At 51.2% G+C, this 22,576-nt stretch carries 21 protein-coding genes; 5 read left to right on the plus strand and 16 right to left on the minus strand.

What is annotated here, in order from left to right; translation table 11 throughout:
• The first annotated feature begins 132 nt into the window (after nucleotides 1-132).
• On the plus strand, nucleotides 133-699 hold the full coding sequence (locus MKX98_RS32020) for a hypothetical protein (RefSeq protein WP_220687270.1): 567 nt from the start codon (nucleotides 133-135) through the stop codon (nucleotides 697-699).
• Here MKX98_RS32020 and MKX98_RS32025 read toward each other — a convergent pair.
• The 12 genes from MKX98_RS32025 to MKX98_RS32080 form a co-directional block, all read right to left on the minus strand.
• Nucleotides 696-2,366 (minus strand): AarF/ABC1/UbiB kinase family protein, encoded by a 1,671-nt coding sequence (locus tag MKX98_RS32025; RefSeq protein ID WP_220687269.1) that lies wholly within the window; start codon nucleotides 2,364-2,366, stop codon nucleotides 696-698. The two genes, MKX98_RS32020 and MKX98_RS32025, sit on opposite strands and share 4 nt — an antisense overlap.
• Nucleotides 2,367-2,684, minus strand: coding sequence for a phasin family protein (locus MKX98_RS32030; protein WP_071218823.1), 318 nt, complete (start codon nucleotides 2,682-2,684; stop codon nucleotides 2,367-2,369).
• A gap of 276 nt (nucleotides 2,685-2,960) precedes the next feature.
• Nucleotides 2,961-3,617, minus strand: coding sequence for a PepSY domain-containing protein (locus MKX98_RS32035; protein ID WP_339220404.1), 657 nt, complete (start codon nucleotides 3,615-3,617; stop codon nucleotides 2,961-2,963).
• A gap of 120 nt (nucleotides 3,618-3,737) precedes the next feature.
• Complete coding sequence (locus MKX98_RS32040; protein WP_339220406.1) at nucleotides 3,738-4,400, minus strand: PepSY domain-containing protein; 663 nt, start codon at nucleotides 4,398-4,400, stop codon at nucleotides 3,738-3,740.
• 88 nt (nucleotides 4,401-4,488) lie between these two features.
• Complete coding sequence (locus MKX98_RS32045; RefSeq protein ID WP_339220408.1) at nucleotides 4,489-5,841, minus strand: HAMP domain-containing sensor histidine kinase; 1,353 nt, start codon at nucleotides 5,839-5,841, stop codon at nucleotides 4,489-4,491.
• Nucleotides 5,838-6,536, minus strand: a complete 699-nt coding sequence (locus MKX98_RS32050) for a response regulator transcription factor (RefSeq protein WP_194539985.1) — start codon at nucleotides 6,534-6,536, stop codon at nucleotides 5,838-5,840. The genes MKX98_RS32045 and MKX98_RS32050 overlap by 4 nt, the downstream gene beginning before the upstream one ends.
• Nucleotides 6,537-6,572: 36 nt before the next feature.
• Nucleotides 6,573-7,211 (minus strand): ThuA domain-containing protein, encoded by a 639-nt coding sequence (locus MKX98_RS32055; protein WP_071218819.1) that lies wholly within the window; start codon nucleotides 7,209-7,211, stop codon nucleotides 6,573-6,575.
• Nucleotides 7,212-7,321: 110 nt separating this feature from the next.
• Nucleotides 7,322-8,137 (minus strand): uroporphyrinogen-III synthase, encoded by an 816-nt coding sequence (locus MKX98_RS32060; RefSeq protein ID WP_339220411.1) that lies wholly within the window; start codon nucleotides 8,135-8,137, stop codon nucleotides 7,322-7,324.
• 227 nt (nucleotides 8,138-8,364) lie between these two features.
• Nucleotides 8,365-10,347, minus strand: coding sequence for a methyl-accepting chemotaxis protein (locus tag MKX98_RS32065; protein ID WP_339220413.1), 1,983 nt, complete (start codon nucleotides 10,345-10,347; stop codon nucleotides 8,365-8,367).
• Between the two features lie 249 nt (nucleotides 10,348-10,596).
• Nucleotides 10,597-12,057, minus strand: a complete 1,461-nt coding sequence (locus MKX98_RS32070) for a catalase (RefSeq protein ID WP_339220414.1) — start codon at nucleotides 12,055-12,057, stop codon at nucleotides 10,597-10,599.
• A gap of 189 nt (nucleotides 12,058-12,246) precedes the next feature.
• On the minus strand, nucleotides 12,247-13,065 hold the full coding sequence (locus MKX98_RS32075; protein ID WP_194539989.1) for a winged helix family transcriptional regulator: 819 nt from the start codon (nucleotides 13,063-13,065) through the stop codon (nucleotides 12,247-12,249).
• Entirely contained in the window at nucleotides 13,041-13,436 is a 396-nt protein-coding gene (locus MKX98_RS32080) for a transcriptional repressor (RefSeq protein ID WP_071218814.1), read from the minus strand. Before MKX98_RS32080 ends, MKX98_RS32075 begins: the two co-directional genes overlap by 25 nt.
• A gap of 201 nt (nucleotides 13,437-13,637) precedes the next feature.
• On the opposite strand from MKX98_RS32080, the gene MKX98_RS32085 reads away from it, so the two are divergent.
• From MKX98_RS32085 to MKX98_RS32100, 4 genes are all read left to right on the plus strand, one after another.
• The gene (locus tag MKX98_RS32085; RefSeq protein WP_194539990.1) at nucleotides 13,638-14,651 is read left to right on the plus strand and encodes a D-alanyl-D-alanine carboxypeptidase family protein; all 1,014 of its coding nucleotides are present in this window, start codon (nucleotides 13,638-13,640) and stop codon (nucleotides 14,649-14,651) included.
• A gap of 114 nt (nucleotides 14,652-14,765) precedes the next feature.
• Nucleotides 14,766-15,461 (plus strand): response regulator transcription factor, encoded by a 696-nt coding sequence (locus MKX98_RS32090; protein WP_071218812.1) that lies wholly within the window; start codon nucleotides 14,766-14,768, stop codon nucleotides 15,459-15,461.
• Entirely contained in the window at nucleotides 15,454-16,551 is a 1,098-nt protein-coding gene (locus MKX98_RS32095) for a HAMP domain-containing sensor histidine kinase (RefSeq protein WP_339220417.1), read from the plus strand. The genes MKX98_RS32090 and MKX98_RS32095 overlap by 8 nt, the downstream gene beginning before the upstream one ends.
• A 114-nt stretch (nucleotides 16,552-16,665) precedes the next feature.
• Nucleotides 16,666-17,778, plus strand: a complete 1,113-nt coding sequence (locus MKX98_RS32100) for a diguanylate cyclase (protein ID WP_194539992.1) — start codon at nucleotides 16,666-16,668, stop codon at nucleotides 17,776-17,778.
• Here MKX98_RS32100 and MKX98_RS32105 read toward each other — a convergent pair.
• The 4 genes from MKX98_RS32105 to MKX98_RS32120 all read right to left on the minus strand — a co-directional run bounded on the left by MKX98_RS32105 (nucleotide 17,775) and on the right by MKX98_RS32120 (nucleotide 22,375).
• Nucleotides 17,775-18,725, minus strand: coding sequence for an aldo/keto reductase family protein (locus MKX98_RS32105; RefSeq protein WP_194539993.1), 951 nt, complete (start codon nucleotides 18,723-18,725; stop codon nucleotides 17,775-17,777). The two genes, MKX98_RS32100 and MKX98_RS32105, sit on opposite strands and share 4 nt — an antisense overlap.
• Before the next feature lie 80 nt (nucleotides 18,726-18,805).
• Nucleotides 18,806-19,915 (minus strand): Ger(x)C family spore germination protein, encoded by a 1,110-nt coding sequence (locus MKX98_RS32110; protein WP_339220419.1) that lies wholly within the window; start codon nucleotides 19,913-19,915, stop codon nucleotides 18,806-18,808.
• Complete coding sequence (locus MKX98_RS32115) at nucleotides 19,912-21,021, minus strand: GerAB/ArcD/ProY family transporter (RefSeq protein ID WP_194539994.1); 1,110 nt, start codon at nucleotides 21,019-21,021, stop codon at nucleotides 19,912-19,914. The genes MKX98_RS32110 and MKX98_RS32115 overlap by 4 nt, the downstream gene beginning before the upstream one ends.
• The gene (locus MKX98_RS32120; protein ID WP_339220421.1) at nucleotides 21,014-22,375 is read right to left on the minus strand and encodes a spore germination protein; all 1,362 of its coding nucleotides are present in this window, start codon (nucleotides 22,373-22,375) and stop codon (nucleotides 21,014-21,016) included. The genes MKX98_RS32115 and MKX98_RS32120 overlap by 8 nt, the downstream gene beginning before the upstream one ends.
• Nucleotides 22,376-22,576: the final 201 nt, after the last annotated feature.

The raw sequence follows: 22,576 nt of genomic DNA on the forward strand, positions 1-22,576 counted from the left end.
TGTCGATCGAATTCGTTCTAAGAAAAACGAACGTTGTCGTTGTATTTCTTTTCAACTGACAAAAGACCCTGACTTTGGTAATGTCTATGATATAGAAATCCAGTTTACACCAGCTAAGGAGGTGTCCCCGATATGCATACCATGCAGATCATTCTGTCAGCACTCATCCTGATGATTCTGTTCGGCCTTATCAATCTGATGATGAATTATATTTCAAGACGCGACGGGGAGCCTACCGTACCCTTACGAAAGAAGCTGTGGCTTATCCCGCTGTTGTCGGCCTTTATTATTATACCGTTAGAACTCTTTGCGATGTTATATGCCCGGTGGTTCCCCATATCAGATCCATCCGGATCAGGTGAAATCCTGGCTTACGGCGGTCAAGGCGTATGGCTCGGATTCTCGCTCACCATCCTGATCGGGTTCCTGATCTTCGAAGGCATCCTTCATCCTTTGGTGATCACCCTGCTAAGACTGCTGCTTCGCAAGGATAGCTCCATCTATATCAAACAGGCGGTTACCGTTGTGACCGACACGGTTCTGCTGTACATAGCCTCTCTGATCGTGCCCGGCATTCCTGTCGGCGGCTGGCTGCAAGCGCTTCTCATTGCCCTATTCTTTCACCTCATAGAATGGATCCTCATCGGAGTCCAGACTTGGGTGCAGCAGCGCAAGCGGGCAAGAGCCGAATCTGCCTAGAACCTGCCGGATTTGAAAATGGCATATAACAGCCATGCAACCATGAGCAAGGCCACAATGAACCCGACTTCAATCACGGGGAAACTCCACAGCATCATCGGCTCTCGACTGAGCGACGAACCGATAATCAGACCCACCATGATGATGCTGAAAGCCAGAAGCACAATGCTGAAGGAGAGCCGGTTACTGATCTGATCCAGCTTGCGCATCAGGGTTTGCAGTTCGGGAACACTGATCTCCACCCGCAGTTTCCCCTTGCTGATCAGGGCCGACAGCTGCCTGGCCTGTCCGGGCAGATCAAGCAGGCTCTCGGCAAGTCCGCTTACCCCGTCCAGCACCTTCCTGCTGATCCGGCGGGTATTATACCGCTTCTTCAACAGCTTTCGGCCAAAAGGCTCCGCCATATCGATAATACTCAGACTCGGGTCCAGCATCTCGATGACCCCTTCGAGCGTCAGCAATGATTTGCCAAGCAGCGTCATATCCGGTGGCAGCATAATCCGGTGCCGCTGGGCAACGGCAAACAGATCCGTCAATGCCTTACCGATACGCACTTGAGCGAAAGGCACATCATAATACTCTCCCCGCAGCCGGTCCATGTCTGACCGGAGCGCATCCATGTCGCAGTCGTCCGGAATCAAACCCATTCTGGAAATCGCCCGGATCATCCCTTCCGAATTCCGCCGCATCAAGGCAATAATGAGTCCGGACAGATGGTCCTTCATATCTTCGCTGAGGTGACCCACCAGCCCAAAATCCAGAAAGACCAGCTTGCCGTCCTCTCTGACAAGTAAATTCCCCGGATGAGGGTCGGCATGAAAAAATCCCTCAATAAAAATCTGCTGCAGCATGCCATCGATCAAATGTTCAGCGATCGCCTTCAGATCATGTCCCTTGTCCACGATCTCCTGCCTCCGGCTTAAGGTGAGGCCATCGACATACTCCATCATCAGAACTTTAGATGACGTGTACTCCCAATAAATCCGCGGAATGCGGATAAATTCATGATCCGGCATCTGGGAGGCTATCTTCTCTGCGTTTCGGGCTTCATGGCTGTAATCCAGCTCGGCCATCATCGCTCTGGCAAATTCGTCAACGATCCGGTCCACACGGTACTGCTTCACCCATTCCCAGTGGCGCTCGGCAATCGAGATTAAATCCCGCAATATTTCCAAGTCACGACCGATCATTCGGGCTACCCCGGGCCGCTGAACCTTGATCGCTACATGCTCTCCGGATTTCAGCTTCCCGGCATGGACCTGCCCAATCGAGGCGGCTGCCAGCGGTTTGTCTTCAAACTCACTCAACACTTCATCGATCGGCATACCCCACTCTTGCTCAATCAGCTCCCTTGCGCTCGTAGAAGAAAATGGAGGCACCCGTTCCTGCAGCTTCACCAATTCCTGGATAATATGGTCAGGCAGCAGGTCCGATCTTGTACTCGCCAACTGTCCGAGCTTCACAAAGGCGGGGCCAAGATCCTCAAGCACTCGCCGGATGCGTTCCCCGAGCGTAATCGTCTCCGGCTGTTCCCTGGAACTCCAGCGGACAGGCAGCGACAGAACATGAAACAGTCCCATCTCCTCCACCATATAGCCAAAGCCATGACGCATGAGCGCCATGGCGATTTCCCGGTAACGTCCGGCATGTCGAATTCGGACCGCCATCTATTCCTGCCGCGATCCTTCCAGTTCTACAACCTTCTTCTCCAGAGTAGCAATGCGCTGTTCCAGGCTGGCGACATCACTCTCTTTGGGAACATCCAGATCGGACAATACACGCTGCACCTGTTCATAAATATAGTTCTTGATCTGCGACTGCTCCTCTTCGCCGCGTTCGACGAGACGGTTCACAAGCGCTTTGGACTCCGCAGGAGCAAGCTCCCCGCGTTTGACCAGATCATCCACGATTTTCTCTACTTTTTCCTTGCTGACCACGGTAAGGCCCAATCCTAACGAGATGGCTTTCTTAAAAAGATCACTCACGGTACATCCCTCCCGGTCGTTGTCTGGTTCCATTATAACCTTTAACGCTGGTAAAAACATCTATCCTTGGACTTGCTTTCATAAGTATAGAGAAGCTGCCTTATCAATTTCCCCTGATTTCACATGAAATATGAGGGCAATCCGGAATCGGATAACAAGAAATTGCATTCCAGCCATGCTTATTATGTAAAATACAATTAAAAAAGCGAACAGGCGGGAAAGTAAATGATCCCGCCTGTTCGCTTATGGTGTTATCTCTTCCAGTTGAAGAATGGCTTAGTCGTCATCCCCGTCATGATCGTCGCGATCATCATGATCCCAATCATCATGGTCATCATCATGGTCGTCATCGTTGTCGTCATGGTCGTCGTATTTCTCATACTCTGCCTTGATCACTTTACCGCTGATCGCATGGACTTCTACGTCGGATGATCCGTTTGCCGTCTTCACTTCGACGTCATACACCCATCTGCCGTCATCTTGGTCCAGATCCACTTCCACAGCCGTACCGCCCTTAGCGTGTTTAACAGCGATAGCGGATGCTTTGCCTGCACCAATCAGATTGCCTGGAAGGTTATCACGATCATCATCATCGTCATCCCGATCCACTCTTACACCGAGGGATTTGCCGGTATAGGCATCAATCCATACATCCACGTCCCGGTTATTCTGCTGGATTTCCACATCGTATACCAGCTTGCCCTTTTTCCGGTCTATATCAATGCTCTCCACTTTGCCGCTGGCAGCAGCCAGTGCCAATTGTTCCGCTTTTTCCATTCCGATCAGCTGCTTCTGTTGCTTCGCCGCTGTCTGAGTTCCCGCTGCAGTCGTCTGTCCTGATCCTGCCGCCTGTACAGCGTTATAACCGTATACTCCACTTGCCGCGATAGCTACGGACAGTGCGCCTGCCCACCATATTTTCTTCTTCATCATCTTACGCCTCCTCATTATTCTCTCCTGTTGATCTCTACAAACCCAATATACCCTCTCAACATGAGAGCTTTCGGAGAGAAAGATTAGAAAACGATGAGAAGACGCGGACATGACCTCTCATTATTCATCGTCGTCCTCATCATCCCAAGTCACCGTCATGATCTTACCGGTAATGGCATGGACTTGAATGGTCGCTTCACGCCCGTCCGCTCTCTCAATCTCCACCAGATAGTAACGGCTGCTCTTACTCTCGCGATATTCCACATCTTCCACCGTTCCCGGTACCTTCTCTAAAGAAAGCTTGATCGCGTATTCTTTGGTAATCATCGTTGCAGGCGGTTCCGAAGCGCCGCTTCCGTTTCCGCTTTCCCCGTCCCCAGCTCCCTCCGCTGCTCCCTTGTCACCGTTATCCGCTGGCTCGGAAGGAGGATTGTCAGGATCCGGTTCCGTTGGCTGATCCGGCTCCCTTGGCCCACCCGGTTCAGGATCTGGCTTCACAGCGGTCTTATCCCGCTGCTCTATGGACACGATATCACCTAGACGAGCATCCACCGTCATCTCATATGTTCCGGTAGCCGACTGAAGTTCTAATCGATACACCCTGCCGTCCAGCGCGGTCTTCGTTATTTCGCCGCCAGGATATTGGGAGAGCACCTTCTCCACCACTTCATCCATTGACATAGCGGAAGTAGAACGGCTAAAAGGACTCCATACCGCATTCACAATAATCATAACCGCTACCAGCATCACAATACCCAGCAGCAGACTGACTTTTTTACGCATCGAATCACCTCGGATACAATCTGTCTTTACCGTCAGTATAGCGCAGCATGGTTAGAATACGATGAGAAAAAGGAACGTTTTGAGCCTTTTATTTCGATTCTTGCAGCCGGATTGTGGCGGTTGTACCGACACCCGGCAGGCTATCCAGCTCTATCGAAGCAGAGATGGCCTCTGCGATATCCTTTGCCAAGGACAAACCAAGACCAGCTCCCCCGCCCCGGCGGGTACGAGCCTCGTCCACCCGGTAGAAACGGTCGAACACGTGCTCCAGCTCCTCCTTGGCAATGCCGATTCCGCGGTCGATGACCCGGATATAAATCTCTGATGGCTTCCTGCCAACCTGGATGACAATATGTTCGTCACTGTACTTTCGGGCATTATCCAGCAGAATGAACAAGAGCTGCTTCAGCCTGCGGCTGTCCGTCCAGCCGAGAACCTCGCCATCGGCTTCAACCTCCACCGTGCGATTATAGGCATCGCGAAAAGCACGCGCGGAAGACTCCGATAATGCCACGAGATCCACCTGCTCCATCTCGACCTGCCACTGATCCTGATTGCGGGCAAGCAGCAGCAGTTGCTCCGTCATCTCCTTCATCCGGATCGCTTCCGAATGGATCGCTTCCACGGACTCCATGAACAGCTCCGGCCGGTCCAGACCTCGCCGCTTTAACAGACTTGCGTAACTCTCAATGATGGTGAGCGGTGTCTTTAACTCATGGGAAGCGTTGGATACGAATTGCTCCTGCCTCGCATGATTGCTCTCCAGCAGCGTAATCATGTCGTTGAACGCAGCACCCATCTCCACCAATTCATCCTTCGACTTCTCCTCCAGCTCGATTCGCCGGAACCGCCCGCTTTGCCGGATCTCCCGCATCGTACGGATCAACGCCGTAATCGGCTGCACGATCAAACGTCCCAATATCCGCGTTGAAAGGATGACCGGAACCAAGGCAATCGCAGTTACGGCAACCAGTACGATTCGCAGCACTTGGAGCGTCTCCATCGTAGCGGCAAGACTGCGGGCCACTTGTATATTAACCACGACCCCGTCTCTCCAGATGATAGGCAGGGAAACCATCGTAAACCGGATATTATCATACTCGACGACCTTCACCTGCTTCTGCGTATCGTACGGCAGCTTAAGATCATCCATATCCTCCCCGGAGGAAGTGACGAAAGTGGACGGATAGCTTTCATCCGGCCCGAGCAATTGAATCTTTCCGTCCAGAGGGACATAGCTTCGTAGAAGATCGCTCGCCGGGATCGTATCCGCGGCTTTGGCCATTTCCCGCGAAATTCTGGAGTCCTCCGCTTCCGCTTGCTCCAGCTGGCTGTCCACCGTCATTTTGCTGAACACATAATACACGGATAAGTTCATGACTATCAGAATGGCCGCCATCAGCACCGACGAATAGAGGTGGATTTTGCTGCTCAGCTTCATGGGGTCTCTTTGAGCACGTAGCCGACGCCGCGGACGGTATGAATGAGCTCATATGCGCTGTCATGATCGATTTTCTTGCGGACATATCGTATATATACATCGACCACGTTGGTGTCGCCGTAATAATCGTATCCCCATACGGCAGCGAGAATCTGCTCGCGGTTCAGCACCTGCCGTTTGTTCTTCAGTAAATAAACGAGCAAGTCAAATTCACGCGGCGTCAGATCGATCCTTCTGCCATCGCGAATGACTTCCCGCGTACCTTCGTTCAATTTCAAATCCGCTGCCGTAAGCCACTCTCCTGCCGCCTGCTCTTCCGGATCCTGCTTACCCTGAAGCCGCAGCGCAGCACGAATCCGCGCCAGCAGCTCTTCGATCTGAAACGGCTTCGTTATATAATCATTGGCTCCTAGATCAAGCCCCGATACTTTATCCTCAACGGAGCTCTTGGCTGTCAGCAGCAGCACGGCTGTGTGCGAGTCATGGGCACGGATGCGCCGCAGCAGCTCAATCCCGCTCATTCCGGGGAGCATGACATCCAGCAGAATTAAATCCACGTCCTGACTGCGGTATGCCTCCAGCGCATCCAGCCCGTTGTCTGCCTTGGTCACCTGATATCCTTCACTCTCCAGCTCGATTTCAAGCAAACGGGATATTTTCGCTTCATCCTCAACAATTAATATCTTCCCGCTCAAGCGCGTCCCTCCTACCGATCCTATCGAAATGGCTTCTTAACCCGGAACGCGTGCAGCCCACTTGGCCGCTTGCGTAATCATTAAACGCAGCTGAGGCTGGAGAAAGGACGGCTCGTGGTGGCCCGGCATCAAGAAAACCACGCGTCCGATGCCATACGTATGGCACCAGGCGGCAGGCCACTGTTTCCCTTCATATTCATAATGCAGCAGCACGGTTTTTTCCGTAAACGGACTGAATATGAAGCGGTAAGGCTCCTCATCAAGTACAAAAGGCTCCACGCCTTCCGTAATATCGTGATCGGTCTCCCCTGGAACGAAATACAGCTTCTCCATGGGCGGGTGTCCGTCAAAACGGGCGCCGATCAGCTGCGCCAGCTCATAACGATTGGCCAGCGTAACGCCGTTATGAATCACGAGCAAGCCTCCGCCGCCGCTTACGTAAGACAACAGGCCTGCGGTCTGCCGGGGCGAGACGCGCTCATCCCATAGGTCGCTGTAGGCGATGCAGAGTTCGTAAGGGTAAAGATTGCTTTCATGCAGCATTTTATGATTTTCCGTGCACTGCACGGTGAACATGTCGTTCAGCAGGTGTGTCACTTGTTTATCGATGCCTTGGAGCGGATGAAACTTCGGGTGGGTGTAGCTGCCAAGCAGCAATGCTTTTCTCTTATCCATCGGTCATCCTCCTATTTACTACTCAATATTTCACATGATCCCTAGGAACATGCATGAAGAAGCTGGCATGGAATGAAATCTCCCCAACTTCATTACGTTATATCATGACATTATTCTTGGCTTTGAGCAAAGTAGCGGCCAAGCGCCACCATCATGCTGCCCATTCGCTCTTCCTCGGGAACCACCATGCGTTCAATGCCTTCCTCGCGAAGCCCCTGTGCCGTAACCTTACCGACGGCGGCGGCCAGGACCGGTCCGCGGAATGCTTCAAGCACAGCCTCCAGCTTGCCGTGGGCACGTGCATAATCCGCAATAAAACGGAACTGGGGCGCGCTTGTAAAAGCAACCGCATCAACCTTGCCGCCAACAATTTCGTCCACGAGCTGCGAAACATCCTCCTCCAGCGGCGGAATGTGCTTATACGGGAGGATCTGCTCTACTACCGCCCCGCGACTCTCCAGCCACTCCACCAGCTTAGGGGCAGATTCGCCGTGCAGCTGCAGAATGACGCGCTTGCCCGACAAGTCATGCGGCGCAAGTGACCGGATCAGCCCCGACGTACTGCCATCATCATCTCGGACGACCGGCGCCAGGCCGCGTTTTTTGAGCGCATTTGCCGTTTTGTACCCTCTTGCCGCAATCGAGGTGCGCTGCAGCGTTTCATTCAATGTATCCAAAAGGCCCATCTGTTCGGCCGTATCATAAATGGCCTCCAGGCCGATTCCCGTCGTAAATATCGCCCACGGTGCAGGCGCTTTGAGCCAGGCTTCGATCGAACGGCGCAATACTTCATCATCCAAAAATACGGTTCCCTGGGCCGGACGAAGCAGCGCAGTCCCTCCCATCTTCTCCACCAGCTTAGCCATGTCTGCCGCCTTGCGCGGACCAGCCAAAGCGACGATCCGATCTTTCATATGCTGTGCCATGTTATATGCCCCACTCTCATCATTTCTAGCTTGTGGATCCGTTAATCTTACGCTTCTAGCAGTTGACTCCAGTATAAAGGCCCTGCTCCTATAGATAAAGTCACTTTGGTCTTATTCTTCAAAAAGCCCCCCTTTCCTGCCACAAACCAAAAAGCAGCAAAGGAATATAAGTTCCCTTGCTGCTTCAACATGAAATAGTCGAGACATACTGCACGCCCCGGAAACTCTTAAATCTTGAAGCGTTTCACCATCTCCTGCAGTTCTTCGGCTAACCGGCTTAAATCTGCAGCAGACGCGCTCACCTCTTCCATGGAAGCAAGCTGTTCCTCAGAGGCAGCCGATATCGTCTGAGTCTGGCTGGACGTTTGCTCCGACACCCCGCGGATATCTTCAACGGACTTTTTCGTGGAGGCCGTATCTTGAGCCAATTCCTTAGCCGCTTTCGAAGTGGTTCTTACCTGGCCGGACACCGTATTCACGGCCTTTTTGATACGGGAGAAGGAGCGTCCGGTCAGATCCGCTGCGTCAACGCCGTCCGACACCTTCTGCCTGGCGGCTTCCGTCACCTCGATGGTTCGTTCCACTTCTGCAAGTATCCCTGCAATCAGCCCTGATATATAATCCGCTGAGCTTTCCGACCTTTGCGCAAGCTTACGGATTTCGGCGGCCACAACCGCAAATCCTTTGCCCTGCTCCCCGGCTCTCGCAGCCTCGATCGAGGCATTCAGCGACAGTAGGCTTGTCTCCTTGGCAATGTCGGTAATGGCCGAAGCGATACCGCCGATCTCCTCGGTCCGCTCAGACAGCTGATGGATAACCCCATTCAAATCGTTCATCGCATGATCGATATCCTGCATCGTCGCTGCTGCGGTAATCACCGTCTTGTTCCCTTCCTGAGCTAATTCCTCCGTCTGGTTCATGGCATCTGTAACCTTCTCCAACACTTCTGCAATCTCATCGGCATGCCTGGATACTTGAAGGATGCGCTTCAGAATCTCCTCCGCGGCGTTCAACTGGCGTTCGCTGCCGGCGGCAACCTCCTGAATGGAAGACGTGACATGCTCGACGGCGCTTGTATTTTGCAGGGCGCTTGCGGACAATTCCTCGGAAGATGCGGAAACATTCTCCGTCATCGCCTTAACCCCGTGAACCATGTCTCTGAGACTATCCACCATCTGCTGGAAGTGATCGGCCAATTCTCCAATCTCATCTCGCTTGAAGCCTTTCATGCGAAGCGTCAGATCCCCCCCGCTAATGACCTCGGTCGCTTGGCGCATACGGCGAATCGGCTTGATCACTGAGCTTACATTCCAAGTCACCAGAATTAAGGCGGTTAGCAGCGACACGGTCATGACCACAATCATCGTGTGGCGGATGCCATTAACGGCGTCGGCGACTTCCTGAACATACATGGTCCCGGCAATTTTCCAGCCGGTTCGTTCATTTGTAATGTAATTCAATTGTTTCTCCATGCCTTCATGAACATAGTGAAAATGACCGGTCGGCTGCTCATACATCTTGGAGATCCAGGTTTCCTCAGCCAACGCGTCCGTCCCTGCTTCATAATCGGGGTGAAACAAATATTTGTGGTTTTGATCCAGCACCATCGTGTAGCCTTCTTTACCTACCTGCACCTCGACCAGACTCTGGATGCTGCCGAGGTTGAGATCAATGCCCACGACGCCTTTGCCGTCAGGCAGCATCTGGGCGATCGTTACAACAATCAGTGAGCCTGCATTCGAAGCATAAGGGGCTGTAATAATCGGTTGGCCCGATGCATTCATTGCCTCCTGGTACCAGCCGGTTTGTCTAGGGTCATAGCCCGGCGGCAGCTTTTCACTCGATGCCTTGATAATTCCAGCCTGCGCCGTACCGATAAATACGTCTACCGTATCCGGATGAAGTCCCAAGTACTGCTTCAGTGCATGGATAGTTGAACCTGCTTGCACTTTAAGTTCCTTGTCGATTTCCGCGGACTTCATCGTGGTGCTTAAATAATTCAGGTCATCAAACTTGGATTGCAGCGTGTGGTTAATGATCTCATTCGCCGTATCAACACTCAGCGATGCACTGCGGAGAATTTCATCCTCGATCGTTCCCTTGGCGTCACGGTAGGTGATAAAACCGATGGCGCAGCTGGGCACAAGGAGCACGAGGAGAAATGTGAGGATCAGATTTCTTCGAATACGATTGGCACTTTTTTTCTTCATGGGTTTCTTTCCTTTCTAAACTGCAGTGAATCTCGCCTGTCTTCTATAAAAATACTCCCTTCAACTTATCGGCATCTCTTGGACCATTCATTATGCAGTGTGTATAGGTAATTAATTCCATGAAAAAGAGGGATACCCAGTTAAACGGGTACCCCTCTTGCCGGCAATCCTAGATTACCGTCTATATAAAGGCCATCCATCCTGCACTGCGGAAACCAAGATGGCTGGCTCTTATACGTTTAAACTACATTACTTCTGCTGATTGGAAGGTATGAATGCGCTTAGGTCTACACCAAGCCCGGCAGCCAGTCGTGCGCCGTATTCGGCGTCCGCACGGAAGAAATTGCATACGGCACGGAGCTGGATATCGGATTTGACCTGACTCAAGTCATCAACCAGATTACGGATCAGATGATCCTTCTCCTGCTCGGTAAACGAACGATACAACTCTCCGGCCTGTGTGAAATCATCCGTTTTCTCGATACGCTGGCGAACGACACGCCCGTTGAGCGGTGCCTCGCTTTCGCTTACAGACGGATCTTCCACAGGGCCTGTTGTATAACTGTTCGGCTCATAGTTTACCGGTGACGGATCTTGATTCACGTTCATCAAGCCATCGCGTTGATGATTACGCACAGGAGCATATGGGCAGTTAATCGGAATCTGCAAATAATTCGCACCCAGTCGATGACGCTGCGTATCCGGGTAAGAGAATAACCGGCCTTGCAGCAATTTATCCTCCGACGGCTCGATGCCAGGTACCAACGCACTTGGGGAGAAAGCGACCTGCTCCACTTCGGCAAAAAAGTTCTGCGGATTGCGATTCAAAGTCATGGTACCGACCGTTACGAACGGGAACCGATCCTCCGGCCAGGTCTTTGTAGGATCCAGCGGATCAAAGGACAATTCATCCATCTCTTCCGGGGACATCAGCTGCACCTGCAGGCGCCATTTCGGGAAATTCCCGTTTGAAATGTGCTCATGAAGATCACGGGTGGCGTGATTGAAGTCCTTGCCCTGGACTTCGACCACTTCGTCTGCATTCAGCGTATTCACGCCCTGTGCGGACTCCCACTTGTATTTAATGTAGGTCACTTTGCCTTCGCTATTCACCCACTTGAAGGCGTGAACACTGAAGCCATCCAACTCGCGATAGTTCGCCGGTGTGCCGTGATCGGAGAACACCCAGGTCATCATATGCGTGGATTCCGGGGACAGCGTCATGAAGTCCCAGTACCGGCCGGGCTCCTGGATATTGGTCTCCGGCGAAGGTTTCAAGGAATGCACCATATCGGGGAATTTGATTGCGTCCCGAATAAAGAAGACAGGGATATGGTTCCCTACAATGTCATAGTTGCCTTCCTCCGTATAGAACTTCACGGCAAATCCGCGCGGGTCGCGTGCCGTTTCGGGTGACCCCGTTCCATGAATAACCGTGGAGAAGCGAACGAACACAGGAGTTTCCTGACCGATTTCCTGCAGGAATGCCGCTTTCGTATAAGGCTTCATGTCATTCTCCACAACAAATGTGCCGTGCGCACCTGCTCCGCGGGCATGAACGACGCGCTCCGGTATCCGTTCACGGTCGAAGTGGGCGATTTTTTCGATCAGATGATAATCCTCAAGCAGCGTCGGTCCGCGGCGTCCTGCCGTTTTGGAGTTTTGGTTATCTCCGATCGGAGCCCCTTGATTGGTTGTCATTCTATCCATATATGAACCCTCCATCATTTCTATAATTGATTTTAGACTGAATCTAAATTTATGAATTGATTGTATCATTGGAGAATCCATCGGATCATGATTGTCGCATGAGTGTTATATGACCCTTTTATGATCGTAATATGAAGTTCGGATGAACCTTCTAGAGTGCGGTGAATGAACAAAAAAAAGGGAGGGGGATTAGTCCGCCAGGCGGTATCCCACTCCTCTAACCGTTGCAATATAGCGCGGGGCTCCCGCGTTGTCGCTCAGCTTTTTACGCAAGCTTTTGATATGGACGTCGACCACGTTGCTGCCGCCCATAAAATCCGTATCCCAAATTTTGCACATCAGGTCCTCACGCGTGCATACGGCTCCTTCGCTGTCCAGCAGGAGCATCAGCAAATGATACTCTGTCTTGGTCAAATGGATCGGAGTGCTGCCCCGGTGGATCGTCATTTTATCCCGATCAATGGACAAGTCTTTATAAACGAGGCCTCGCATGACCTCTTCTCCACCTGACAACCCGGCGGCGGGTGAGAACAATCGGATGGTTCGCTGCACCTGATACATCATCGTATCTTTGGAACGGGCAGGCCATACCATGAGCTCTTCGTTCAACAGGCTTGAGCCCGCATTGCTCATTAATTCTTCCCCTACAAGATACAGAATCGGAATAGAGGAATGCTCAGGCAGCAGGAGTTCCTTCTCCTTGTTGAACGCCGTCATATTCCGGCAGCCCGTCATATCGGCAATAATCAATCCTGTATTGAGTGCCGACTGAAGACGCGGTTCCCATTTGCGGAACATCATCACCTCGAAGCAGTTCTCGGTCAAGGTAATGAACATTTCATTCACCCGTCCGGGCGAACGGCTTAATAACGCAGCCCGCAGCGTTGTGGGACAAGCATCCCCTATCGCCATCGGCGTCGTCGGACGAACATACAGGTTGCCGGACTGGAAATCAGGAAACGAATAGACCGTTCCCAGTGCCGTCATTTCTTCCGTTTGGTTTGACATTCTGGACACACCCCCCCGAATACGACGTGAGCATGATGGATGACGTAATTGGTTTCACCGGCTACCGTAGCAGCCCAATCCTCTGGCACCTCCGTCATGACCTCGTCCACTTTACCGCATACTTCACAAATAATATGTTGATGATCGTCCGTACGGGCGTCGTACCGACTCGCGCTCTCGCCCAGCTTCAATTCTCGAATCAACTGCTTATCCGTCAAATAACGAAGGGAATTATAAACCGTCCCGTACGCCAAATTATATCCTTTCTCCACCAGCCGGTTCATGATGTCCGCAGCAGTCGGATGATCATGCGATTCCCGAAGGACATCGTACACCGCTTGGCGTTGTGTCGTCAGATTTAAAGATTTCAAGGTATTCACCCTTTTAATTTATTTTTAGATCAAGTATAAATCCTATTCTTCGCAAGGTCAACATCCATTGCCGAAATTGCCGCTGGTAATCTTTAAGATTTCTTTAGATTCAATTAAAAATTCCTTTAGCTTGTATGGTTAGAATTAGAACATACATAAACGATGAAACGTATAACCCGCCAAAGGAGGCGATCGACCGTCATGGAATCCATAGGCAAGTATCCCAATCAAGTACCGTCATCCCCCGAACGATCCCGTCAGCAAACCGGCACGATTCGAAGCAAACGAATGAAGCGGCGCAAGGGACGAGCACGTTTAAGTCTGCTCCTTCTGCTGTTTCTCGTCATTCTGTTGGTCGTGTTCATCGCGAAGATATTTATTCCGCCTCCCATCAAAGCGAGCTCGGCCATCCTGATTCATGCAGATACCGGCCGTGTGCTTTATGCGATGCATGCCGATCTCCCCCTTCCTCCCGCAAGCATGTCCAAAATGATGACGGAGCTGCTGGTGCTGGATGCCGTTCGTTCCGGGCAGCATGCTTGGGACGAGAACGTGCCGATTAGCCGATATGCCGCAGAGGTGCCCGGTTCGGCCATCGGCATGCATGAAGACGAACATTATACGCTGAGGCAGCTGTTCGAAGCGCTCATTATTCATTCGGCCAATGATGCTGCTGTAGCTATAGCAGAGCATCTCAGCGGGTCGGAAGCCCGCTTCGTGGAAAGCATGAATGCCCGGGCGAAGGAAATCGGCCTTTCTGATCGGACCGTATTCGCCAATGCATCTGGTTTGCCTGCCGCCGACCTGGTTCCTTTTGCCGAAGCGGCCTCCGAAGGGGATACCGTCATGACGGCCAGGGATTCGGCCATGCTGGCCAGATGGCTGGTGAACAAACATCCCGATCTGCTCGAGGTAACCAGCCAGCGCGATTTGCCTGTACCGCAGAAGAAGCTTTCCCTGCATACCACCAATCTCATGCTTCCTGGCGAGCCATTTTCTTACGAGGGTAATGACGGATTTAAGACCGGGTATACCCGCTCTGCCGGTTATTGCTTTACTGGAACGGCGTCGCGTGGTGGGAACCGACTGATATCCGTCGTGATGGGGACCGGGGATGCCGATCAGCGGTTTAAGGAAACACGGAAGCTGATGGATTACGGATTCGATCGTCAAGGCATTTTATCGAATCTCGTCGCCGGCCTTTTTAAACGATAATTGCACAAAAACTCGCTATTTTGAAGGCAAATCTGCACTTTATGCGGTTGATTTAGGGTACACTGTTCGTATGGAATCATCGTTTCCAATGGATGTTTTACTGGAGGATATACAATGAGAAGCGTATTAATCGTAGATGACGATAAAGAAATATCCGGGCTGATCTCCATTTATCTGGAGAATGAGGGTTACCGCGTAATCCAAGCCCATGACGGGGAGGAAGCACTGCTGGCGATGGCCACGCACGGTGGTACGGTGGATCTCGTGATTCTCGATGTCATGATGCCAAAGCTGAACGGGATTGACACCTGCCGCAGAATCCGGGAAACCTCGTCCATACCCATCCTGATGCTGAGCGCCAAGAGTGAGGACATGGATAAAATCCTGGGGCTGATGACCGGCGCGGATGACTATATGATCAAACCGTTCAATCCGCTGGAGCTGACGACTCGCGTCAAAACACTGCTGCGGCGCTCCACCCTGTACAATGCCGAACTGCTTCGGGAGGACAGCGACCGGATCCAGATCGACGGACTCGACATTAACCGGACAACGCATGAGGTAACGGCCAATGGCAAAGCGATCTCTTTGACGGCAAGAGAATTCGAGATTCTGTATTTACTTGCCCGCCAACCGGGGAGAATCTTCAGCGCCGAGGATATCTTCCAGCAGGTCTGGAAGGAGAAATATTACGTCTCTAATAATACGGTCATGGTGCACATCAGCAACCTGCGGGACAAGCTCGAGAAGGAGCTGGGTTATAAGCTCATTCAAACGGTATGGGGCGTCGGGTACAAAATCCATGCGTAAGCTGCAATGGAAAATCATCACGCTGTTTTTTGTCGGTGGAGCCCTGACCCTGTCCATACTGTTCCTCGCGCAGCAGATCATCCGATTGATCGGCCGGGAATACTGGAAGGAGCCCTGGGTAAACACCCTATTCAGAGTTGATCGTATTCTGGAGGATTTCTTCGGTTTTCCCATCATCCCGACGATCATCGGCATCGTGCTGTTTATCTGCATGGTATTGCTCCTGAGCCAGGGCACCATTCGTCAAATCAATCACTTAATGGAGGGTACAAAGCGTTTGGCAAAGGGCGAATTGGATCAAGAGATTATCGTCAGCTCGAATGACGAACTGGGCCAGATGGCAACGCAAATCAATCAAATGGCCAAGCAGCTGAAGCTATCGCTGGCAGAGGAGCGGATGGCGGTCCAGTCCAAGAACGAGCTGATCAGCAACGTATCGCATGATCTGCGTACCCCCCTCACCTCCATCATCGGGTACTTGCGGCTGGTCAATGAAGACCATTACAAGGATGAAGTCGAACTCCGGTATTATACCGATATCGCGTACGATAAGTCGCTGCGCCTGGGCGGACTCGTGAACGATTTGTTTGAATACACCCGGATGGGGTACTCCCCGATAAACCGGGTTGACATTAATTTGGTGGAGCTGCTCGCACAATTGGCCGTGGACTTTTCACTCACCGGGCAGCAGGAAGGAGTACAAGTCATCTTCACGCCTGAATCGGAGAAAATCATGATCTCCTCGGACGGGGATAAGCTGATGCGCACCTTCGAGAATCTGCTGTCCAATGCGGTACGGCACGGGCGAGAAGCCGGGATGGTGGATTTGAAGGTATCAAGTGATGCGAAGTTTGCCGTCGTACAGGTAATCAATTACGGTCCCCCGATCCCCCCATATGCAATCCCCTATCTGTTTGAGCGGTTCTACCGGGCGGATGAATCCCGTACCGATCAAACCGGCGGCTCCGGCCTTGGTTTGGCTATCGTCAAAACCATCGTGGATGCCCATCATGGCACGATTCAGGTGACCAGTAATACGGAACGAACGATGTTTGAAGTTCTCCTGCCTTTAGAGGCTCCTCAAAATTAACAAAATAAAGCATTTAATATTCGACATACAATTCCATTTTCCGATAAAATAGGGGGTGAATGTCTTCATCGCCTTGCCGACCTTGTGCAAGGTACATGAAAGGAATGATCCCCCATGACTAATATACTATTTACCAACTTTTGTATATTTGTGACTTTCTTATACTTATCCGGACTGCTGTCCAAAAAATATGTAACAGGCGTTGTGACACCGTCCATCAACGTTAAGATCAACGCCGGACTCCTCTTTGGCATTTACGGGATCATCTTGATGTATTATTCTTTTCCGATTGACCCCCGGTTTTTTGCGGATTTGCGGCATCTGGCCATTGTCGTGATCGCCAGCTACCTGGGCTGGCTTCCGTCCCTAATTGCCGGCGTGCTGATTGCGCTCGGGCGGCTGATCCTGTTCGGCATGTCCGCTTCCTCTGCCATTGCGGGAGCCGGCATGCTGTTGATCGGGATCATCTGCGGGACGCTTTCTCGTACCCATTGGAATCGTTTAAGCAAAATGCTGCTCATGAGCGTATTGAGCATGCTGGTGCTCCTATGTATTATGTGGATGAATATCCCGGACCACCACAAGGTGTATACCATTTTTACGCAGCACCTCATCATATCCATGCTCGCCACGGTGGTCATTTACATGCTGACCGAGTATATCAACACGTCCAATCAACTATTTCTGCAGTTGAAGAAAAATGCGGAGACGGATTATCTGACAAGCCTTCACAATTTGCGCCAGTTCGAGCAGTTGTTGTCGGAACGTTTTCTCGAAGCCCAGCATTTCAGCGAACGGCTGGGTGTTCTTGTCGTGGACATTGATCACTTCAAAAAAATAAACGACACCTACGGCCATGCGGCCGGAGATGCCGTTTTGCAGCAGCTCAGCAAAGTGATGAGGGAGCATTCCCGTTCTTTTGACGAAGTGTCCCGCAACGGCGGGGAAGAATTCTCAGTGCTGGTTCCAGAAGCGACCATCGACGAGACGGCCGCTATTGCGGAACGAATCCGGGCTGCCGTAGCGGACCATATCTTTGTCCTGGAAGACGGAACCAAGATTCGGATCACCGTGTCGATTGGAGTTGCTGTGCACCCCGATACGATTCGGTCAAAAAATGCCAAGGAGCTGCTTCAGCAAGCGGACCGCGAGCTGTACCGAGCAAAGGACAGCGGGCGCAACCGCGTATGCTCCGCCCCCGAAATCAATGATTTGATTCTTTCTTAATTCGAATCTGCCTTCAGTATTTCATCAATGGCAGTCAGCGTATCCGAAGACAGCTTCATACCGGAAGCCTTCACATTCTCTTCCACCTGTTCCGGACGGCTGGCGCCCACCAGCGCACTGGCTACGTTGTTCTGACGCAGAATCCAGGCCAAGGCCAATTGGCCGACGGTCATACCCAGCTCGCTTGCAACGAGATCCAGAGCCTGCACCTTCTGAATGCGGTCTTCACTCATTTTGAGCCGGTCTGCTCCAATCTTCGATGCGCGGCTGTTCTCCGGCACGGCTTGCTTGGAGGCGTACTTGCCAGTCAGAAGCCCTTGAGCTAGAGGAGAATAGACCACTTGTCCAATGCCCTTCTTCTCGCCTAAAGGAATGATCTCCTCCTCGATCTTGCGCTCGAACATGTTGTACAGCGGCTGATTCACCACGATGCGATCCAGCAAATAGCGGTCCGCAACCGCCAATGCCGCTTCCATCTGGGCAGCGGTCCACATACTGACGCCGATATAAAGCACCTTGCCTTGGCGGACAAGGTCATCCAGCGCCCGCAGCGTTTCCTCTAGCGGTGTTTCTTCATGATATCGATGGCAGTAATAGATGTCGACGTAATCGGTACCCAGCCGCTTCAGACTCGCATCGCACTGCTCTCTGATATGTTTGCGGGAAAGGCCCTGATCATTGGGTCCGTCCCCCATCTTGCCGAATACCTTCGTGGCCAGGACATAGGATTCTCGTGGGAAAGCTCTCAAGGTTTCCCCGACGACCACCTCAGCCGCCCCCTGCGCATACACATTCGCCGTATCAAAAAAATTAACGCCGAGCCCATACGCGGTCTGAATCGACTTCACGGCATTCTCCCGTTCCACATATCCCCCGTACGTCAGCCAGCTCCCGAGACTGATATCGCTAACCTTCAGTCCGCTTCCGCCCAATCTTCTAAATTCCATATGTGAAACCTCCTTCATACAAGATAGATGCTTATTCTTTATTGTAACATCTTCCTGTACGATAGACAGTTGTACCTTGTCTAACGTTTATAACCGGTCGACTTTATCCTTAACCTGACCGATACATTAAACTTGACATGGGGGTAAATGGCACGCCATTCCTCCATCTCCGTCTGATTGTTCCAGTGCGTGCCTCCATATCGGAGGCCGAAACCCAGCGGGTCCAGGCCTGTTTTTTGAATCTTCTCCAGCAGTTTTTTTACCGATTGGGATATTTCCTTGCTAAATTGCTCTTCGATCTTACGCAGATCCTTCGGATCCAGTTGTTCGGGATCCTCCTTCTCCTCCAGAATGGCCGTTATCCGAATCTTGTAGTCAATGGTTTCTTCCCCTGCTTTATCCGTTATGATCTTATATCTAGCCCGGGTCCTGTCCGTGTTCACTTCAAGCAATTGGCCCTCAACCCTCGTCCCGAAATTGGTGCTTAAGTTCCGGAGATCGAGCAGGTTATACAGCCTGGTTTCCTCCTGATTCAGAATCACCTTCACCTTGCTCTTATCCATCAAGGCTACCTTGTTGATATTCAGAACTTGGTCTTCGGTCGTTTCCACGACGGGCATAACCGGATCTTCTCCTTCCTCCGTCATTCGGCGGGTCAGATCGAAGGAGTATGTCTTGGTAATGAACGGGGATTCCGTCCCATCCTCACTGAGCGCCAGAAATATCGCATTTCCGGCGATCCGCTCGGTTGGGGGTTCAGCCTTTAATACGGCTTCCGCTGTAGGAACAGCAACTCCTGGATACATCAGCAGCTGCATGTCTCGCCTCCGAACGGTCCAGTCTTGAATTTTACCGATATTTTCCCGGGCATATGCTTCCCCATACATAACTCCCTTGCAATGTCCGAAGTCAAGCTCCTTATCTACTTTCGATTTAACCTCCCTGATCGCTTCAGCGATGCTTGTCGCTTCCTGCGTAATAAGCAATGACTTCTTATCCCCGGTCTTCGGGTCTCCCGAAGGAATCGCGATTTTGAAGCTGAATCGGTTCATGCCGGGATTTTCCTTCGAGACATCAATGCCAATGGACACAACAAAAAGTCTGAGATCGATATCTCTAAAATCACATCCCGACAGAAACAAAAAAGAGCAGCACATGAGCCAGACCAGCCATCGTTTCAGGTCTTTCATGCCTTCTTCCTCCTTTTCCTCCATACCGCATAGAATAACAGGGCAATGAGCAGGAATTCCCCCGCGAACCGAACATCCAGAAAGACAACCGCCATATCATTTAATATGTATTGATTCACGATAAACGATGTGCCGAAGGTAATCAGGGAAAAGAGGAGAATCACCCACCATTCGATTTTCCTCCTTTTTGTCATCGCTTTGCCCTTATCGACCTTTAATCCGAAGCTTCCCAGGATCAGTTCCTTACCTACATGCCAGTGGATGATAGAGTTCACGAGGGAGAGGCACATATACACCACGTAGAAGACATAAATCATCCGTTCAATGATGAAATAACGAATCCGAAGCGCATCCACCGTCGAGAAGGCAGGATATACGTGTTGTCCGGCGCCCGCAGCGCCCAATATGCCAATGGGTGCAAAGATCGAAACCAGAAGGGTAAGCATACTGACCACCACAATCGCCCAAACATGGCGTACTCGGAACCGGTGAAATATTCGGTTGAATACCACCATGTTCACGTAGCCCGTAAAAATAAAAGTTGCCGCCGCCACCGTTTCATAATTGGGCATATTCCATGCATAGGTTATGATTTGCCTTACGGAATCCCAGCTGAAATAGGGATTGCTGAAGACACGCCATGACATGTAGGCGATGATAGGCACACAGATGTACAGAATCATCTCCAGTGCATAAATAATGGACTCGGAATCCAGCCTCGCGCTAAGTCCAACCACCACCAGAAATCCCACCAGAACAATATAGGGAGACACATCCGGACTGATGTAGCGAGAGGTAATATCAACGAAACTGACCAAGGTAATCACGCTGGAGAAAAACCACGCGAGTCCGTATAAAAAAAGCAGGATGCCGGATACCCACTTGGACATAACCGAGTGAAAAATCTCCGGCAGCCCTTGCCCCGGAAATTTTTGAATCAGCTTTACGAAAGTAAACAATAACAATGTGCCGATTGGAATGGACACAAGAATCGACATCAGCGCACCGTCAAAGCGATCCGTAATCAAGATGCGGGGGACATAATTAATCAGGTTGATGGTTGCATTGAGCAGGAAGAGGTAATAAAAATATTTATTTCTAACCACTTCGCTGATCTCCTTTCTTGTTCCAGTCCACAGCAAACATCTTCAGGTATGGTTTGCCGAAGGACCTGAGGCTCGTAAGGTACATAATCATGGCCACCATCCCCAACACGATACCGACTAAGCCGAATAAGGTGGCCAGTACAATGAACAAATACTTCGTGACACGGATGCCTGAGCTCATCATCGTTATCGGGATCACAAAATTTGTTATCGCTACGGCGGAAACCAGGATGATCATGATGTTACTAACCAAGCCCGCCTCCGTGGCTGCGGTTCCCAGAATGAGACCCCCTACCGTGGTAGCGGTCTGACCAATCGCTTTGGGCAGCCGAACACTCGCCTCCGTCAGAAATTCCATCGCCAGCAGCATGAAAATCACTTCAAAGAAGGACGGATACGGCACCGTAGCCCGGCTTCCGGCAATAAGCAGCGTAACCTGCATCCTCAATATTTCAGGATTATAAGAGGTGAAGGCCACATAAAGGCTTGGCATCAGCACGGTGACAAACAAGGCGATATACCGGATTCCCTTGAGAAACCAGCCGATCGGGGGAAGCTGGATTTTGTCATCCATCGCCGTAAAGAAATCATTGAATATGGCCGGCAGGAGAAGCGCATACCCCGTTGAATCCATCAATACTGCAATCTTTCCTTGGGAGATATTCAGTACGGCCCGGTCAGGTCGTTCGGTTAGCATAAGCGTCGGATACAAACGAAATTTAGGATGCATCGTATGTCTCTCGATTTCGGACGCCGATTGCACAATATCCGCTTTGAGCTCGGACAATCGCTTTTTAAGCTCCTGTAACACCGTTTCCTCCACTTTGCAGGCATCGTACATAATGATGATTCGGGTCTGCGATAGTTTGCCGACGGTCATGAATTCCGTCTTTAAATTCGCGGTTTGGTAACGGTGGCGAATCAGGTTCAGGTTCACCTCGATATTTTCCGTAAACGAATCGTCGGGACCCTGAATGACATTCTCCGTACTGGCAGGCTGAATGGTGCCTGCATTAACCAATACGGCGTCAAACAGGAGCACGCTGTGCCGGAGAAATACGGCAACGCAGCCCCTTAGTATATTCCTGAGCAACTCCTGCTCATCTTTCGGCTCCACGGTTGAGGGAAAGGACCGGAGGAATTGGTCATATAGATCCAAGGATTTCAGTTCATAAAAACGGTTAATCAAATTTTCGTTGACCATGATGGGATCGCACATGCTCTTTAGATAAATCAATAACGTGTGCTCCCCTTCATTCTTCAGCTCGCGCTGCTCGATATCTGCGATATTACGTAGATGTTCTTGCAGACACTTCTTGGCATCCTCTGCCTTTAAATATGGTTCGCTGGTCATGTTACCACCCCTCATTTCACTAAATTCCGAATCTCACGCTCGTTTCCTTAGGTTCTGCACAAATGTCCCAAATTATTTACAATCATCCAGAAAACGCAAGAAAACAGCGAAACGAAATCAGCTCGTTTCTAATCATTCCCATGTGGTAATAATGAAGACAGAGGCTGAGTTTAAGGGCAAGACCCCTAGAAACTGAGGAGG

The sequence above is a fragment of the Paenibacillus sp. FSL W7-1332 genome, from assembly GCF_037969785.1.
Taxonomy (GTDB): Bacteria; Bacillota; Bacilli; order Paenibacillales; family Paenibacillaceae; genus Paenibacillus_AQ.

What these genes read in the sequence shown, in the direction of transcription:
- MKX98_RS32110 (WP_339220419.1), bottom strand. Translation starts at nt 19,915, where the DNA reads ATGAAAGACCTGAAACGATGGCTGGTCTGGCTCATGTGCTGCTCTTTT.
- MKX98_RS32025 (WP_220687269.1), bottom strand. Translation starts at nt 2,366, where the DNA reads ATGGCGGTCCGAATTCGACATGCCGGACGTTACCGGGAAATCGCCATG.
- MKX98_RS32070 (WP_339220414.1), bottom strand. Translation starts at nt 12,057, where the DNA reads ATGGATAGAATGACAACCAATCAAGGGGCTCCGATCGGAGATAACCAA.
- MKX98_RS32095 (WP_339220417.1), top strand. Translation starts at nt 15,454, where the DNA reads ATGCGTAAGCTGCAATGGAAAATCATCACGCTGTTTTTTGTCGGTGGA.
- MKX98_RS32035 (WP_339220404.1), bottom strand. Translation starts at nt 3,617, where the DNA reads ATGATGAAGAAGAAAATATGGTGGGCAGGCGCACTGTCCGTAGCTATC.
- MKX98_RS32055 (WP_071218819.1), bottom strand. Translation starts at nt 7,211, where the DNA reads ATGGATAAGAGAAAAGCATTGCTGCTTGGCAGCTACACCCACCCGAAG.
- MKX98_RS32045 (WP_339220408.1), bottom strand. Translation starts at nt 5,841, where the DNA reads ATGAAGCTGAGCAGCAAAATCCACCTCTATTCGTCGGTGCTGATGGCG.
- MKX98_RS32040 (WP_339220406.1), bottom strand. Translation starts at nt 4,400, where the DNA reads ATGCGTAAAAAAGTCAGTCTGCTGCTGGGTATTGTGATGCTGGTAGCG.
- MKX98_RS32105 (WP_194539993.1), bottom strand. Translation starts at nt 18,725, where the DNA reads ATGGAATTTAGAAGATTGGGCGGAAGCGGACTGAAGGTTAGCGATATC.
- MKX98_RS32085 (WP_194539990.1), top strand. Translation starts at nt 13,638, where the DNA reads ATGGAATCCATAGGCAAGTATCCCAATCAAGTACCGTCATCCCCCGAA.
- MKX98_RS32060 (WP_339220411.1), bottom strand. Translation starts at nt 8,137, where the DNA reads ATGGCACAGCATATGAAAGATCGGATCGTCGCTTTGGCTGGTCCGCGC.
- MKX98_RS32090 (WP_071218812.1), top strand. Translation starts at nt 14,766, where the DNA reads ATGAGAAGCGTATTAATCGTAGATGACGATAAAGAAATATCCGGGCTG.
- MKX98_RS32020 (WP_220687270.1), top strand. Translation starts at nt 133, where the DNA reads ATGCATACCATGCAGATCATTCTGTCAGCACTCATCCTGATGATTCTG.
- MKX98_RS32075 (WP_194539989.1), bottom strand. Translation starts at nt 13,065, where the DNA reads ATGTCAAACCAAACGGAAGAAATGACGGCACTGGGAACGGTCTATTCG.
- MKX98_RS32100 (WP_194539992.1), top strand. Translation starts at nt 16,666, where the DNA reads ATGACTAATATACTATTTACCAACTTTTGTATATTTGTGACTTTCTTA.
- MKX98_RS32120 (WP_339220421.1), bottom strand. Translation starts at nt 22,375, where the DNA reads ATGACCAGCGAACCATATTTAAAGGCAGAGGATGCCAAGAAGTGTCTG.
- MKX98_RS32065 (WP_339220413.1), bottom strand. Translation starts at nt 10,347, where the DNA reads ATGAAGAAAAAAAGTGCCAATCGTATTCGAAGAAATCTGATCCTCACA.